Origin of the sequence: Terriglobus saanensis SP1PR4 (genome assembly GCF_000179915.2) — a bacterium.
GTDB lineage: Bacteria > Acidobacteriota > Terriglobia > Terriglobales > Acidobacteriaceae > Terriglobus > Terriglobus saanensis.
In genome coordinates this window covers 3,213,723-3,230,371 of record NC_014963.1, presented here as the reverse complement: position 1 = coordinate 3,230,371, position 16,649 = coordinate 3,213,723, and the positions used below count along the sequence as shown (strand labels likewise).

At 56.2% G+C, this 16,649-nt stretch carries 11 protein-coding genes and 1 tRNA gene; 8 read left to right on the top strand and 4 right to left on the bottom strand.

What is annotated here, in order from left to right:
* The first annotated feature begins 16 nt into the window (after positions 1-16).
* The gene (locus ACIPR4_RS13115) at positions 17-1,567 is read left to right on the top strand and encodes an oligosaccharide flippase family protein (RefSeq protein WP_013569146.1); all 1,551 of its coding nucleotides are present in this window, start codon (positions 17-19) and stop codon (positions 1,565-1,567) included.
* Between the two features lie 17 nt (positions 1,568-1,584).
* Here ACIPR4_RS13115 and ACIPR4_RS23325 read toward each other — a convergent pair whose 3' ends face one another.
* Positions 1,585-2,283 carry a TetR/AcrR family transcriptional regulator gene (locus ACIPR4_RS23325; RefSeq protein ID WP_013569145.1) on the bottom strand — a complete coding sequence of 233 codons (699 nt, stop codon included), beginning with the start codon at positions 2,281-2,283 and terminating at the stop codon, positions 1,585-1,587.
* A gap of 68 nt (positions 2,284-2,351) precedes the next feature.
* On the opposite strand from ACIPR4_RS23325, the gene ACIPR4_RS13105 reads away from it, so the two are divergent.
* The 5 genes from ACIPR4_RS13105 (at position 2,352) to ACIPR4_RS13085 (ending at position 11,336) form a co-directional block, all read left to right on the top strand.
* Complete coding sequence (locus ACIPR4_RS13105) at positions 2,352-3,593, top strand: efflux RND transporter periplasmic adaptor subunit (protein ID WP_013569144.1); 1,242 nt, start codon at positions 2,352-2,354, stop codon at positions 3,591-3,593.
* A 3-nt stretch (positions 3,594-3,596) separates the two neighbouring features.
* On the top strand, positions 3,597-6,833 hold the full coding sequence (locus tag ACIPR4_RS13100; protein WP_013569143.1) for an efflux RND transporter permease subunit: 3,237 nt from the start codon (positions 3,597-3,599) through the stop codon (positions 6,831-6,833).
* Positions 6,830-8,245, top strand: coding sequence for an efflux transporter outer membrane subunit (locus tag ACIPR4_RS13095; RefSeq protein WP_013569142.1), 1,416 nt, complete (start codon positions 6,830-6,832; stop codon positions 8,243-8,245). The genes ACIPR4_RS13100 and ACIPR4_RS13095 overlap by 4 nt, the downstream gene beginning before the upstream one ends.
* Positions 8,246-8,343: 98 nt before the next feature.
* Positions 8,344-8,688, top strand: coding sequence for a PadR family transcriptional regulator (locus ACIPR4_RS13090; RefSeq protein ID WP_013569141.1), 345 nt, complete (start codon positions 8,344-8,346; stop codon positions 8,686-8,688).
* Positions 8,685-11,336 carry an ABC transporter permease gene (locus tag ACIPR4_RS13085; protein ID WP_013569140.1) on the top strand — a complete coding sequence of 884 codons (2,652 nt, stop codon included), beginning with the start codon at positions 8,685-8,687 and terminating at the stop codon, positions 11,334-11,336. Before ACIPR4_RS13090 ends, ACIPR4_RS13085 begins: the two co-directional genes overlap by 4 nt.
* A gap of 77 nt (positions 11,337-11,413) precedes the next feature.
* Here the strand turns inward: ACIPR4_RS13085 and ACIPR4_RS13080 are convergent.
* Positions 11,414-11,489 (bottom strand) — tRNA-Cys (locus ACIPR4_RS13080).
* Between the two features lie 53 nt (positions 11,490-11,542).
* A complete protein-coding gene (locus ACIPR4_RS13075) occupies positions 11,543-12,199 on the bottom strand; it encodes a peroxiredoxin (protein ID WP_013569139.1) in 657 nt (218 codons plus the stop codon).
* Positions 12,200-12,418: 219 nt separating this feature from the next.
* Here ACIPR4_RS13075 and ACIPR4_RS13070 point away from each other — a divergent pair, with 219 nt between their 5' ends.
* Both ACIPR4_RS13070 and ACIPR4_RS13065 read left to right on the top strand, forming a co-directional pair.
* Complete coding sequence (locus tag ACIPR4_RS13070) at positions 12,419-13,336, top strand: PhzF family phenazine biosynthesis protein (RefSeq protein WP_013569138.1); 918 nt, start codon at positions 12,419-12,421, stop codon at positions 13,334-13,336.
* A 393-nt stretch (positions 13,337-13,729) separates the two neighbouring features.
* Entirely contained in the window at positions 13,730-14,167 is a 438-nt protein-coding gene (locus ACIPR4_RS13065; protein ID WP_013569137.1) for a response regulator, read from the top strand.
* Between the two features lie 12 nt (positions 14,168-14,179).
* Here ACIPR4_RS13065 and recG read toward each other — a convergent pair whose 3' ends face one another.
* Positions 14,180-16,423 (bottom strand): ATP-dependent DNA helicase RecG, encoded by a 2,244-nt coding sequence (recG, locus tag ACIPR4_RS13060; RefSeq protein WP_013569136.1) that lies wholly within the window; start codon positions 16,421-16,423, stop codon positions 14,180-14,182.
* Between the last annotated feature and the right edge of the window lie 226 nt (positions 16,424-16,649).

The window sequence follows — 16,649 nt, the reverse complement described above, 5'->3', positions numbered from 1 at the left end:
CAGTTATGCTGAAGGTATGAGTTCGAAGGCAGCAACCACCGCAGGAAAGATTCTCCACAACTCGATCTGGTTCGGTCTTGAAACCGTCATCGAGACGATTGTCTTTCTCTCGGCGTCCGTTGCTGTTGCCCGATATCTGGGGCCGCAAAAGCTTGGTTACTTCAGCTACATCAATTTCTTCGTGATGATTGTGACTCGAACCAGCGGCTCCGGTCTGGCCGGAGCAACCCGGAAATATATGTCCGAGTTTATCGCGCTGGACCAGCTTGGAGCGGCACGCGCCGTCTACAACCTGGCCTATCGATATCAGCTCCTGGGCGCAGTTTTGATCACACTCCTGGGCTTGGCGTCCGTTGCCATATGGGGTGATCCGTCCTATAAATTGATGTCGTATCTGTTGATCCTTTCCATCGTTCCAGGGGTCATGTCGTGGGTGCCCGCACAGGCGAATAATGCGTTTGAAGATGTCTCTAAAAACACCCTCAGTGCGTTCGGATATCTGATCGCGTATGCGATCATCATCAGCCTTACCATCCACTTTCATTGGGACCTTGTGGGTGTCGCATCGGCCGCTCTGATCTCGCGAACTGTTGAGGTGGTACTCCGTACCATTCCTCTCAACGCGAAGCTTCGCACATTTCCGCTGGATAAACTGGAGAGTGAAGTAGTTTTGCGGATCCGGAAGTTTTGTCTGGAGGCGATCGGAATTCAACTTCTCATGTCTGTCGTCTGGGACCGTTCGGAGATGGTCTTCCTTCGCGCTTTTTCGAGTCTGGAGCAGATCGCCTTTTACTCGATCAGCTTCAGTCTCGCAGCGAATCTTCTCATCGTTCCTCGAACCTTTGGCTCTGCCACGGGAATCTCCCTCATGGTCGAGGCAGCGCGTGATCCTGATCGTATCGACAGCATTGTGAAGAACTCCTGCCGCTATCTGCTGCTGGTTGTCTTTCCGGTACACCTTGGCTGCGCGGCAATTACAAACGAAGCGATCCGGTTCGTCTATGGTGCAAAGTATGTAGGCGCGATTCCAGTCCTGATCGTCGCATCCATTCTTTCCATACCCAGGGCCTTTCAGGAAATCCCCGACATTCTTCTTCGAGCAGCAGATCGACAGAAGAAACTCTTCCTTTGGCTTATCCTCACCGGTGTCCTGAACATTGCGCTCGACGCAGCGTTGATCCCTCACTTCGGCGCAGTAGGAGCGGCATGGGGCAATGGCCTCTCGCAAGCATTTGGCATTGTTGCCATGTGGAAACAGGCGCAACGGGCTTATCGCTTCAGTCTCCCGATGCAGTCCACAATTCGGCTTGGAGTAGCGGGGGTACTCATGGCGGTCATCGCCTTCGCGGTAGGGCGTGCCATTCCAGGTATGCCAGGGTTGATCGTGGCGGTAGTCTCGGCTGTTCCTATTTACCTGGGGCTGGTCAGGCTCACTCGCGGCCTTGAGTCATCGGATCGCCTGCGTCTCATGCCGCTCATCAATCGGCTTCCTGGTCCTGTTCGTCCGGGCTTCTCCGCTCTCGTCGCGTTTGCTGTACCGGCAGCGGCAGAGATTGACATGATGTAAAGCAACTGCCACAAACTTCAGCTTGGGCGTGAGCCGAGGGAAGAGATGAGTGAACCTTTGCGGTCAGCCATTCCCAGGTCAATCATGGTGAGTAGGGCTGCTCGAATATGCTGGCGCAACTGTTCTTCGTTCATTCCCATCGGATCAAAGAGTTCATTCAAAGCGAAACCGTTCAGCAGCGCTCCGAATTGAGTGGCTTCTCTTCTCTTATTTCCACCACTGAAACCCGTGACCTCGGAGAAGAGTGAATCTACTTCCTCTCCCGCACAGCGATAGCACATCGCTGCGTGCAAATCGGCCAGGCGTTTCTGTTTGTGTGGGTGACGAATCGCGTAGAGTTTGAACTCGATGTCCAGAAGCATGCGGCGCTTATCTTTTAATATCTTCATGAGCTTGTTAATGAAGACCTCAAGCCGTTCCTCGAAATTCGAGGCTTTGCTCAGCAGATCGGCAAGGCGGGAGTGGTCGTTATAAATGTCTTCTTCAAAGATTGCGAAGAAGACATCTTCTTTGTTTTCGAAATGCGCATAGAATGCGCCACGTGTTTTTCCGGCTTCCGCGGCGATGTCTTCCAAGCGCGCCATTTCAAAACCATCGCGCGCAAAGATCACGCGCGCGGCGGTGATCAATGTTTGCCGTGTCAACAGCGAACGCTCCTGACGCTTAGCACCATGGTCTGAAAAATCAACAAGCGGATTTTCTGAATCCTGATTCACCCTCTAAGAATCTCATGGAAGATACATACATGTATGAATGACTTTTTCAGCTAGCCGGAGGATGTTGCATGACGTCAAATAAAGTCGAAAATCGGCAGCCACAGATCGGTGCGGGCACAGTCCTCCAACGTGCGACGGCCTGCCTCGTGTTTGGTGTTTTTGGTCTTGCCGGATGTGACCACAAAGTTGCTGCGGCGCCTCCTCCTGCACCTGTTCCCGTCTCTGTTGTTACGGTAAAAGCCGAAGATGTCGCCATTACCAGCGAATGGGTTGGAACCCTCGATGGTTTTGTGAACGCGCAGATTCAGCCCCAGGTCAGTGGTTACCTCGTTCGCCAGAACTACCGCGAAGGTTCGTCCGTAAGTAAGGGGGAGGTGCTCTTCCAGATCGATCCTCGTCCCTTCCAGGCCACGTTGGATCAGGCCTTGGGGCAGGTCGGTCAGGCCAAGGGGCAGTTGGGTCAGGCGCAGGCACAGTTGGGCCTGGCAAAGATTAACTTGAACAGGGACACGCCACTCGCCGAGCAGCGCGCCATTGCCCAGAGCCAGCTCGACAACGACAAGCAGACGGCCATGCAGGCAGAAGCGAGCGTAAAAGCCGCAGAAGCCGCCATCGCATCGGCCCAGGCCAATGTTGAAAGCGCAAGATTGAACCTTGGTTTTACACAGGTCCGGTCGCTGATCTCCGGTATCGCGGGGCAGGCCACCACGCAGGTAGGCAATCTCGTCAGCCCGCAATCGGTGTTGACCTCCGTCTCGCAAATGGATCCCATCAAGGTGTACTTCTCGCTCAGCGATGGCGAGTATCTCGCTCTCATCAATCGTGCACGTAAGGGCAAGGGCGATCTTTTGAAAGATGCCTCGGCGATCCAACTCTCGCTCAAACTTGCGAACGGTGAGACCTTCCCGCAAAAGGGGCACATCGCTTTCATCGATCGTCAGATGAATCAGCAGACTGGCGCCATCCGGATAGCGGCTGTGTTCCCGAATCCCGGTAACGTACTGCGTCCCGGTCAGTTCGGCCGTGTCTCCGCGGATACAGAGATTCGCCACAACGTTCTTCTGGTTCCACAGGTTGGCGTACAGGATCTGCAGGGCGTCAAGCAGGTCTTTGTTGCGGGTGACGATAACAAGGTTCACGTTCTCAATGTGACGCTCGGATCAGAGTCCGGCGAAAACTGGATTGTGACCGGTGGTCTGCCCTCAGGGTCACGCGTCATCATAGACAATGCCCAGAAGCTCCAGGAAGGCGTGCCCGTGGCTCCTCATGCCGCCGTTACACCGCAGACGTCCAGTTCGGCGGGGAGGTAATCGATGTCGAAATTCTTTATCCGACGGCCCATTGTGGCCATCGTTATCGCGATCCTGACTGTAATTCTCGGCACGGTCTCCATGCTGACGCTGCCAACAGCACAGTTTCCGGACATCGCTCCGCCTGAAATCCAGGTGCAGGCGAACTATGCCGGTGCCGATGCAAAGACGCTCCTGCAGGCAGTATCTACGCCGTTGGAGCAGCAGATCACCGGTGTAGACAACATGCTCTACATGTACTCGGTGAATGCGAACAACGGCCAGTCCCAGATCTTTGTCGACTTCGACGTCAAGACCAATCCCGATACCGATCAGATTCTTACCCAGCTCCGCGTCTCGCAGGCACAGTCCCAGCTTCCAGTGCAGGCTACGGTTGCGGGCATCACGGTACAGAAGTCTCTGACTTCACCCTTGTTGCTCGTCTCGCTCTCTTCCCCGGACAACAAGTACGACGCCAAGTTCCTTACGAACTACGCCATCATCAAGCTGCAGGATGAGATCACGCGCGTTCCGGGTGTCGCGCGCGTTCAGGTCTTCAGTGGACAGTATGCGCTCCGTATCTGGGTGCAGCCGGACAAGCTGGCGAAGCTCGGCATCACAGCGCCTGAAGTCATCGCAGCATTGCAGACACAGAACAATGTAAATCCCGCAGGTCAAATTGGTGGCGATCCCGCACCAGTAGGCCAGCAGTTCACCTATACGGTCCGCACCGAAGGCCGTCTTGTCACGCCCGAAGAGTTTGAGAAGATCGTCCTGCGCGCCAATGCAGACGGTTCGATCGTGCATCTTTCAGACGTTGCACGCGTCGAGCTCGGTCAGCAGTTCTATACGCTGAATGGTCGTTATAACAAAGCGCCAGCCGGTGTTCTCGGTGTCTACCAGCTTCCTGGTTCGAACGCCGTAGAAGTCTCCAAGCTCGTCAACAAGCGTCTTGCTGAACTTTCTACAAGCTTCCCGGCAGGTCTGAAGTATGACGTTCCCCTCGACACCACCAAGGCTGTTACCGCTGGCATTCACGAAATCATCCTTACCCTCTGCGAAGCCCTCGCGCTCGTAGTCGTCGTGGTCTTCATCTTCCTGCAGGGATGGCGCGCCACGCTCATCCCCCTGCTTGCTGTTCCGGTTTCGCTCATCGGTACGTTCATCATCTTCCCGGCGCTTGGCTTCTCGATCAATACGCTTTCGCTCTTTGGTCTTGTGCTGGCGATCGGTCTCGTCGTCGACGATGCCATCATCGTGGTGGAAGCCGTCGAGCACCATATCGACGAGGGCATGACCCCGCAGGACGCCACCTACAAGGCGATGGAAGAAGTATCTGGCCCGGTCATCGGTATTGCCTTGATCCTTGCCGCAGTATTCATCCCGACCGCTGCGATTCCTGGAATCACCGGACGTCTCTACCAGCAATTCGCGATCACCATTGCGATCTCGGTTCTAATCTCTGCCTTCAACGCGCTTACCCTCAGCCCCGCTCTTGCCTCGCTGCTCTTGAAGCCCAGGGACAAAGAGAGGAAGCCCGGTCTGCTCGGTCGCTTCTTCAGCTGGTTCAACCGCATCTTCGGCAGAACCACCGAAAGCTACGTTTCTACCTCGAGCGTTCTGCTGCACAAGTCCGGTCTCTCCATGCTGGTGCTGGTCGGTGTGGGTGTCCTGGCCGTGCTCTTCGGTTCGAAGCTTCCCACGGGCTTTATCCCTACGGAAGATCAGGGCTACGCCTTCGTCGCTCTGCAACTGCCAGATGCTTCGTCCTTGCAGCGTACGGATGAAGCTGCTTTGAAGATCTCGGACGCTCTCTTGAAGACCCCCGGTGTTCGCGGTGTCATTCAGGTCAACGGCTTTAGTCTTCTTACCCAGACGCAGAGCACCAACACCGCCTTCTTCTTCGTTTCGTTGAAGGATTGGGATTTGCGCAAGTCGAAGGAAGAGCAGTTCACCGCGATCCAGGCAAGCATGGCGAAACAACTCGCAGGAAATCCTGATGGTATCGCCTTCAGCTTCCCGCCGCCTTCCATTCCCGGTGTAGGTACCTCTGGCGGCGTCACCTTTGTTCTTCAGGATCGCTCGGGCAACGATGATCCGATGTTCCTTACGAAAAACCTCGGTGCCTTCCTCGGAGCTCTGAAGAAGCGTCCGGAAGTCATCGCTGCAATTCCTGCTTATCTCCCTGCCGTACCGCAGATCTACGCGGCCGTGGACAAAGAGAAGGTCATTCAGCAGCAGGTCGCACTCAGCGATGTCTACACCACCATGCAGACCTTTATGGGAGGCTATCTCACCAACTACTTCAACCGATTTGGTCGACAGTGGCAGACTTACGTCGAAGCGGAAGGTGTCACTCGAAGCAAGATAGAGAATATCAATCAGTTCTACGTTCGAAGTGCAAATGGAAGCCAGGTGCCTCTGTCCGCGCTGGTCAACATCAAGAAGATCAATGGACCGGAGTTCATCTACCGATTCAATGAGTACAACGCCACCCAGATCAGTATCGTGGGCGCTCCGGGGTACAGTTCCGGGCAGGTGATGAAGGCGCTCGAAGAGACCTTCGCGCAGAGCATGCCGCCAGGTATGGGCTTCGACTACGCCGGTATGTCCTACCAGGAACACAAGGCATCTCAGGGTCTACCGTCCTGGGTCGTCTTCGGACTCTCGCTCCTCTTCGTCTTCCTGATTCTCGCAGCACTGTATGAAAGCTGGACCCTGCCGTTCAGCGTTCTTCTCAGTACCCCCGTCGCAATCCTCGGCGCATATCTTGCGTTGAATATCCGATCGCTTGAAAACGATGTCTTTGCCACCATCGGTCTGGTCATGCTCATCGGCTTGTCTGCAAAGAACGCCATCCTGATCGTGGAATTCGCGAAGACGAACTACGAGTCTGGTCAGAGTATCTCGGAGGCAGCACTCAACGCCGCACGTCTTCGCTTCCGTCCCATCGTGATGACCGCGCTTGCCTTTATCTGTGGTTGCTTACCTCTATGGACCGCAACAGGCGCAGGCTCAGTATCGCGACGCATCCTCGGCACCGTGGTCGTCGGCGGTATGGCGCTGTCCACTGTGATCGGCATTCTCTTTATCCCGGTCACCTTTTCCTTCGTAGAATACGTCTCGCATCGCTACACGCGGGGCGGCAAGGGAACCACGATGGACTCCAAGCCTGACGTCGACCCCGTTGTTCTTGGTAAAGCGGCAGGCGGCGGCCCGCAAACAGAAGGCAAAACTCTGACCCCAGGAGGTCACGCATGAAAACCCTTCTGAAACTTGGCAGCATGGCTGTCCTTGGTGGCTCCATGGCGCTCGTACTGGCTGGCTGCAACGTCGGACCGAAGTACAAGCGTCCCGTTTATCCCGCACCTCCAGCCTTCCGCGGCGCGGATGATGAGGCTATTGTTGGAGAGGCCAAGAACTCCATAGCCGATCAGCAATGGACGCAAATCTTCAAAGAGCCGGAGCTCCAGGCGCTCATCACTCAGGCTCTTGCCAACAACTACGATCTGCGGATTGCTGCGCAACGTATCCTCGAGCAACAGGCGCAGGTGCAGATCACACGCTCGCAACAGTTTCCCACGATCAGTGCCGGTGGAACCGGCGCTGGTGCGGAGATTCCTTCGATCGGCGGAAGCTCGATCACCAGCCCTCTCGTCGTTGGATCGTTCAATCTGTCCGCAGCGTGGAACCCCGATTTCTGGGGCCTCTATCGCAAACAAACAGAAGCTGCGCGGGATCAGCTTCTCGCCCAGACCTGGGCCCAGCGCGCCGTCCGTCTCACGCTGGTGCAGCAGGTAGTCACTGCGTACATCCAGCTCCGTGCCCTCGATCACCAGCTCGAGATCGCGCGGCAGACTTACAAGATCCGCCAGGACTCTGTCGGTCTTACACGCCAGTTGGAAACCGGTGGCTCCGTCCCGCTCTCGGATGTTCGTCAGGCCGAGCAGCTTTTGTACACAGCATCCTCGCAGATCCCGCAGCTTGAGCAGCAGGTACAGCAGCAGGAGAACGCGATCAAGTTCCTATTGGGCGATAACCCCGGCACGATCATCCGGAGTTCGCCGACTGCGCTTTCGCCGGTGCCTCAGAATCTTCCCGTCGGTCTGCCCTCTGAGCTTCTGGAGCGCCGTCCTGACATTCAACAAACGGAAGCGCAGCTCAAGGCGGCGAATGCAAACATTGGCGTGGCCCGAGCACAGTTCTTCCCTCAGCTCTCGATTAGTGCTTCGGGCGGTGTAGGTGGAGACAGCTTCCCGGATATCTTCAAGAGTGGTGCACAAACGGTATACGGCATCGGTTCGCTGTCGCAGCCTCTCTTCGCCGGAGGCAAGCTTCGCGGTCAGCTTCGTCTTTCTCAGCAAACGGAGAAAGAGATGGTTCTGAACTATCAGAAAACTATCGCTGGCGCCTTCCGCGATGTCTCTAATGCCTTGATTGCAGTGAATAAGCAACGTGCCTATCGCGAGCAGCAGCAACTTCTTGTTGATGCCGCAAAGGATGCTACCCGTCTCGCCCGCATCCGGTATCAGGGGGGCTCAACTGGCTACCTGGAAGTGCTCACCACCGACTCGAATCTCTTTTCCGCGCAATTGAGCTTGGTGACTGCACAGCAGAATGAGGCACTCACGCTTGTCCAGCTCTACGCAGCACTTGGTGGCGGCTGGCAGTAAGGCAGGCTCCCCGGAAAATAAAATGTAATCCCATATTCCCCTTGACATTCGACAAGAGCAGATTGCATCCTGTTGTCGAACGTCAAGGGGAGAATTGCATGCCGCCATCGACCGATTTATTGCAGGGAACGCTGGACGTTCTGATCTTGCGAACTTTGGCTCTGGAGCCCATGCACGGGTGGGGTATCGCCAGTCGCATTCAAAATGTCTCAAAAGATGTTCTGCAGATTGGACAGGGTTCTCTCTACCCCGCGCTGCACCGTCTGGAGTACAAGGGTTGGATTGAATCCGACTGGGGCTCATCCGAGAACAACCGCCGCGCCAAGTTCTATTCATTGACGCGCGCTGGTGAGAAGCAGCTCAAAGCCGAACTACAACAGTGGAATCGTTTAAGCACGGCCATCGCGCTTGTGCTGGGGCAAGGCGCGGAGGTGTCCGCATGATCCGCGAACTGCTCACACGTCTGCGTTTCTTTTTCAACCGTCCTCCCGCAGAGAATCTTGAAGAAGAGATCCGTCTCCACATCGAGCGGTCCATCGAAGCAAACGTCGACGCCGGCATGTCCCCTGACGAAGCGCGTCGTAGGGCAATGATTGACTTCGGCGGCGTCGAACGAACGCGCGAGGCGTGCGATGAGCAGCGGCCCGGGCAGTGGCTGGATGTTCTGCGGCAGGACATTCGCTACACTCTGCGAACCCTTCTCCGCGACCGTGGATTCGCCTGCATCTCCATCCTGATTCTCGCGCTCGGCATCGGTGCCAATGTCGTCGTCTTCAGTGTCGTCAATACGATTCTGTTACGGCCCCTCCCATTTCACGATGCCCAACAGTTGGTCTGGATGGCGGGCAATTTCGGCAAGGGCGGTCTCTCCGACACGTCGTATCGCGTCGATGACTATGAGGCGTACAAGCAGGACAGCCGTTCGCTGCAAAACCTTACTGGATTTGTCCCCTACCTCTCTGTGGGTGAAACAAAGTTGATGCACTACGGAGAACCGAAGCCCGTGGCCGGTGTATGGGTTCTGGAGGACTTCTTCAAAGTACTCGGAGTTGAGCCTGTGTTGGGACGTCAGTTTCTGCACACTGAGGCGGTGAAGGGCGGACCTCCGGCCGTGATGCTGAGCTATCCCTTCTGGCAGCGACAGTTCAACGCAGATCCAAAGATCATCGGACAAACGATCACCCTGGACAAAGACACGATGACCGTGGTGGGTGTACTTCCATCCCGCTTTGATTTCGGTGCTGTCTTTGCGCCGGGAGCTAAGATGGATTACTTCATTCCGCTGGTGACGGAAAATGTGCGCAACTGGGGGCACATGCTGGCCCTTGTCGGCCGTATGCGACCAGGCGTTACGCTCGCGCAGACACAGGCCGAAGCGAAGACCTTGCTTCCGCAGATCAACGCATCGTTGGGGCACCAGGCTGGCACGGACTATGACACAAAAATCACCGGATTAAAAGAAGAGGTCAGCGGAAAGCTGCGGCGTTCGCTCGAGGTACTGTGGTGCGCCGTGGGTTTGATTCTGCTGATCGTCTGTGTAAACCTGTCCAACCTTTTAGTCGCACGCGCAGCTTCACGAAGCAAGGAGTTTGCCCTGCGTGTAGCGTTAGGTGCTGGCCGCGCGCGATTGGTTCGTCAGTTGATGACAGAGAGTCTTCTACTCTCTGGAACGGGGGCAATGCTCGGATTACTCCTTGCATACGCACTCACGTACTATTTGGCGCACCAGGGATCCGTGGCCTTACCGCTCATGAGCAGTGTGCGCGTGGATGGCACCGCACTGCTCTGGACCATCGTGCTCACCGTCACAGTAGGCCTGCTCTTCGGATTGGCTCCTGGCTTGAAGATGTCTGCAGGGAATTTGCAGGAATCTCTAAAAGACTCCGGACACGGAACGAGTGATGGCAGAAAGTACGATCGTTTGAGGTCTGCTCTGGTGATCTCAGAAGTTGCCCTGGCTTGTGTCCTCGTGGTTGGTGCTGGTTTATTGTTGCGCAGCTTCCTGCAGGTGATGCAGGTCGATCTTGGTTTCGAGCCCACACACGTCTCTTCCATCCGCATGGACTACCGCACCGATTACGATGGCGGCGGCGCAGCAAGCCTGGCGAAGCGCTGGGCCAGCTTACAGGAAGCAATTCGTCAGATTCGTTCCATTCCCGGGGTTCAGTCTGCAGGCATTACAGATAACTTACCGCTGGAGCATGGTCGGAGTTGGGAATTGCGTGCCAAAGGAAAAGCGGTCAAAGATGGAGAAAATAAAGACGCGCTCGTCTACATCGTTACGCCCGGCTATCTGCAGACCATGGGAATGCGCGTTTGGCGTGGCCGAGACTTCCAATGGAGCGACTCTTCCGCGACTGAATCGTTCATTATCATCAACCGAACCGCTGCGCGACGAGAGTGGCCGAACGAGGACCCCATCGGAAAACTCGCACAAGGAATTGGGGCTGGCGATACACGGGTGATAGGCGTGATCGACGACGTTCAGGACAGCAGCCTGGAAGCTGAATCGAGTCCCCAGGTATATGTACCGGTCGGCCATGGTGAGTTGGCGAAAGCGGAGGTGGTGATCCGCTCGGAGTTGCCGCCCGAGGTGCTAACGCCCAGCGTGATGGCAAAACTGCGCGTCATGAATCCGTCACAGGCAGTCGTAACGCTCAAACCAGTGCAGGGCCTCGTCGATCGCGCGTCTGCTCCTAGACGTTTTTTTGCCATCCTCGTCGGGATCTTCGCCGCTCTCGGATTGATTCTTGCGTCACTTGGAATCTATGGCGTGATCTCCTACACGGTCGCAAGGCAGACACAGGAGATCGGCATTCGTATGGCTCTTGGAGCCAGTCGGGAACGCGTACAGCGCGGCGTCGTCCTGGCAACGCTCAGAATCGCGATGCTAGGTGTCGGCCTCGGAACTATCTTTTCATTCGTGGTGGCACGTAGCATCAGTTCACTTCTCTTCGGCACGAAACCTGCCGATCCACTCACCTTTGTTGCAATGATCGTTCTATTGACGCTCGTTGCCCTGGTCGCAGGGTACCTCCCCGCACGACGCGCCTCTCGGGTTGATCCGATGATCGCTTTGCGTAGCAATTAATCACTTGGCTTTGACTTAGAGCGCGGCGCATCCAGAAAAAAGCCCACCTGCTCAGGTGGGCTTTTCTGCGAATTGATTGGAGGACCGAATGGGATTTGAACCCATGAGTACTGGTTTTGCAGACCAGCGCGTTAACCACTTCGCCATCGGTCCTCATCTCCGCCGCGCAAAAACAGCACGGCGGAGTTGTCTCTATCTTACTGCGCTTATTTGGGTTGTGTCGTCGTCCGCAGATAAGGCTTTACGGTTTTGTATCCAGGAAAGACCGTAGCGGCTTCTTCATTGGAGACTGCGCCCGTAATGATGACGTCCTCACCCTGCTTCCAGTTTGCCGGGGTGGCCACCTTGTGCTTCGCCGTCAGCTGGATGCTGTCCAGAACGCGTAGGATCTCGTCAAAGTTACGCCCCGTTGTCATGGGGTAGGCCATGGTCAGTTTGATCCGCTTGTCCGGTCCAATCACGAAGACCGTGCGTACCGGTGCATTGTTCGCGGGTGTCCGTCCTTCGCTCGTCTCGCCTGCATCCGCGGGGAGCATGTCATAAAGCTTCGCGACCTTCAACTGAGGGTCGCCGATCATTGGAAATTCAACCGGGAAGCCGCTGACATCCTTGATGTCCTCTGCCCACTTAGTGTGGTTGTCGACTGGGTCGACACTCAGGCCGAGAACCTTTACGCCGCGCTGAGCAAACTGCTTTTCGAGACCGGCCACTGCACCCAGTTCCGTCGTGCAGACTGGGGTAAAGTCTTTGGGGTGCGAAAACAGCACTGCCCAGTTATCGCCAATCCACTCGTGAAAGTGGATTGTGCCTTCCGTTGTCTCTGCCGTGAAGTCGGGTGCAATATCGTTGATACGAAGGGACATGATCTTTTGCCTCGGTACAGATTTGGTTGGGGGTGCAATGCAAAACCCACCCGGCGGGTGCCTTGGGTGGGTTCTAAGTCTTCTTTGGATTCGTTTTTTACTCGTCCTCAGAATGGCTCATCCACACACCCCTACCGGGCCACAGCAACAGCAGCGGCAGGAATAGACGAATGTGGAGAACTTCTTCATCATTTGCAACAATATCCACGAAGGAGCTTCATGTCAAACCCCATCCCGCAACGTGAACTGGCCTGGTCCCAGGTCGACGTCTTCGCCGAAGCTGCCTACGAAGGCAACATGCTGGCGATCTTCCACGACGGAACCGGCCTCTCCACCGCGCAGATGCAGTCGCTTGCGCGAGAGACAAATCTCTCCGAGACCACTTTCATTCTTCCGCAGGACGCCGAAGCCGAGGCGCGGGAGGGTGTTCAGGTGCGCATCTTCACCACGCAGGAGGAACTCCCCTTTGCCGGGCATCCGACACTTGGCACGGCAAGCTGGCTCTGCTGGAATCATCCTGTGCTTCGCGGTTCTTCGAAGATCAGGATGCGACTGAAGGGTGGCGTCATCGACGTTCAGTTCAAACCGTCCTCTGATGGAGAGCGGGGCATCTATGGTGAAATGCAGCAGTTCGACCCTGTGTTCAGCGAAACGCATAGCCATGCTGCCGTAGCAAAGGCACTCGGTCTACTGCCAGAAGACCTCGACGCATCCCTGGAACCTCAGACAGTATCCACAGGCTTGTCGTTTTGCATCGTGGCTCTGCGCGATCCATCCGTTCTCTCACGACTCTCGATTCCCCCAGACAAGTCAACCCAGTATTTGGCGACAACGGGCGCCAGGTTTTTCTATTGCGTGGCTCGTTCGGAAAGCGAGTCAGAAACCTGGCACGCACGCATGCAGTTCTACAACGGGGAAGATCCAGCCACAGGATCCGCCGCTGGATGCGCTGTGAGTTATCTGGTCCATCACAGCGTTGCGCCTAGTGGAACCCCGATCGTGCTTAAGCAGGGGCTCGAGATGCTTCGTCCGAGTCGGATCATCGCAAGCGCTACGCGTACCGAGGACGGAGTGGGAAAAGTGTTTATTGGAGGTCGCACCATCCATGTTGCAAAAGGACGCTTTTTCCTTCCCTGAATCCGTTGCTTTCCCACAGGCTGATACACACCTTGCCCAATGTTTGCGCACACATGAAAAAAACGGTGGAAGCGCAACGATGAAAACCCTAGAAATGCACAGAAAATTCACGGTTGCCAAGTTCCATGGCGCTCCGTACTGTTGGGAAGTCGATCGGTAGTCATCCACGACGCCGAATCAAAGCAGCACAAGAGCTCACTGAAAAAAGCTCCAAACAATATCGAAAGTCGCACTTTTTTTAAATGTGTGCGACTCCGCTCATGGGGCGCTTTCTCAGGCCTTCGGAGCCACTGCACCTTTCGGCGCAGACGGGAAATCTTCGTCTGTACCGCAAGTTTTCGTAACACTGCCTCACTTTAGGCCTCTTCAAGCACGGAAGGAAATAGTTAAAAAATGCGTCCAAAGAAAATCATTCTCTGCGTCGATGACAATGAACAAACCCTTGCCATCCGTACGTTCCTCCTCGAAACTCGCGGATACCGTGTCCTGAGTGCCCAGCGTGGCAGTGAGGCACTTGAGATCATCGCGGGTATTGCACCGGGTTCCCTCGACCTTCTTCTCTGTGATCTGCTCATGCCCCAGATGGATGGCAACGAACTCATTCGACGTGCGCGTGAGCTGCATCCCGCTCTTCCCACGCTCATGGTCTCGGGCACGGTCAACTCGCTGGATCGAGGAAGCAACGCGGATGTCTTTTTGCCCAAAGGCGCATCCTCTCCTGTAGAACTTCTGGAGCGCGTTCGCATCCTCGTAGCACGCAAGCGTGGCCCAAAGAAGGCTGTTCAATCGCAGCCCGCAGTGGAGTTACACATCACAGCACTCGCTTCGTAAGCAGGCGCGACCTTAGGCTTCCACCAGCCCATAGCGTCGCTGCCACTGGTGTTTGAGCTGAGACCGCACCATCTCCCGCTCTACTTCAGGTACGTCATAGGGCCGCTCGATAAATCGGGCGGCTTCCTTCTTAGCCATCTCCAGTAGATCGCGGTCTCGCAGCAAGCTCGCTACACGGAAATCAGGCATGCCCGCCTGTCGTGTTCCGAAGAACTCACCAGGGCCGCGTTGGGCAAGGTCCAACTCGGCAAGTTCGAAGCCGTTCTGCGTACGAACCATAGCTCCTACGCGCTCTTCCGCCTGCGGACTTACACGTGCACCGGTAACAAGGATGCAATAGCTCTTTGCCGCTCCACGCCCTACACGTCCGCGCAGCTGGTGCATCTGCGCCATACCGAACCGCTCTGCATGCTCGATCACCATCACACTGGCGTTCGGGACATCCACGCCCACTTCGATGACGGTCGTAGCCACGAGGACGTCAATCTCGCCTCTCTGAAAGCGGCGCATGGTGACTTCTTTTTCATCTGCGCTGAGCTTGCCGTGCAGCAGCCCCAGACGTATGTCGCGGAGCGCTCCGGCACGAAGGTGGTCATACATCTCGGTCGCGCTGCGCATGACGGTTTTCTCGCTGAAGAGCTTCTTGGGCTTCGTCGCTTTCTTCGCAGCCCGCTTCTTCGGCTCCTCTACTTCTGCAGGAGGATCGACAGCGAAGTCCAGCTCCGGCTGGTCTTCCTTTGCGCCTTCGATCATCGGATACACGATGTAGGCCTGACGTCCCATCTTCACCTGCTTCAGAACAAAGGCCCACACCTCTTCCGATCGTTCTTCCCCCGTGCGTCGCGTAACAATCGGCGTTCTCCCCGGAGGAAGCTCGTCGAGCACGCTCACATCCAGGTCGCCGTAAACCGTCATCGCCAGCGTTCGCGGAATAGGTGTAGCCGTCATCACCAGAACATCCGGGTCGCCGGTCCCAGGCTTCTTCATCAGCGTGAATCGCTGTCGAACGCCAAAGCGATGTTGCTCATCCACAATCACGAGACCAAGGTTCGCAAAATCAACCTTCTCCTGAATGAGCGCCTGCGTCCCCACCACAAGCTCGCTCTCACCAGCAAAAATCTTGCGCCGATTCAGACGCTTCTGCTGCGCATCCAGAGATCCCGTGAGCAGGGTGACTGTATACGAATCGCCCAGCAGCTTCTTCGCGCTGAGATAGTGCTGTGTTGCCAGGATCTCGGTAGGGGCCATCAGGGCTGCTTGATACCCGTTTTCAATCGCGACGATGGCAGCCTGCATCGCTACGATCGTTTTGCCCGAACCCACATCGCCCTGCAGAAGTCTCCGCATGGGCTGCGGCTTCTGCATATCGGCGACGATCTCCCCCAGAACACGTTTCTGCGCGGGCGTCGGGTGAAATGGAAGCACGCGTTTGATCGCCTCGCGCACCTTTGTGCCTGTCGTAAAGGGAACACCGGTACGCTCACGCATACGCTTCCGCTTCAACTCCAGCCCAAGTTCGAGGTAGAAGAGTTCTTCAAAGATCAGACGCCGATGCGCGGGTGTCGCGGAGCTCTGAAGATCGACCATAGAGGTTCCGGCTTCCGGAAAGTGCACGCGGCGCAAGGCCTCGAGCCTATCCATCAGTCCAAGCTTCTTGCGGAGCGCACCCGGCAGCGGCTCGTCGAGCGTCCCCTCCCGACCAAGCTCTTCCAGAACATCCCATACCACGCGTCGCATCCACTTCGATCCCAGCTTGGCGCCCCACGCGGTCGTACCGCCGAGCGTCTCGTACACGGGCACAATGCGCCCCATCTCCAGCATCTCGAAGCCGCCCTCTTCGCCAGGCTCAGGAAGGATTTCGAACTGGGGCTGCAGCATCTTGAACTTACCTGCGTTCGACCGTGACGGCTCCATTTTTCCGTAAAGCGCGACGGTCTGCCCCAGCTTGAACTTGTCCTTGAGATAGGTCCCGCGAAACCACATGGCTTTCACGGTGTCCACGCCTTGCGCCACAGTCATCTCAAACAGAGGCATGGAACGCGTGTGTAAAAGGACGCTCCCGCGTACCTCGCCAATGACGCTGGCCATCTCTCCCGCCTTCAACTCCGCGATGGGGCGCGGATGCAGGCGGTCTTCATAGCGAAAGGGCAGGTGGTATAGCAGGTCCTCGACCGTTTCCACGCCACGCTGCACCAGCGCAGCGGCGTTGCGTTCGCCAACGCCCTTCACAAACTTCACATGGGTAGAAAGATCCATCAAGAGCGATGCTATCAATTTCGTCGCATGTGTGGGCTGGCGACGGATGAAGGCTTAGAAGAGGGATCTGGATCTCAAGCTCGTTGCCGCATTTCTGCTCCGCCGTTGCAACCTACACGCGTGAGGTACTCGCCGGCCTTAGTCTTTTCTTCAAAATCCAACAAAGGCGTGACAATTACCTGACCACGAGATGACAACCCTATTCGTCGGGGTCATTAGTCTCACG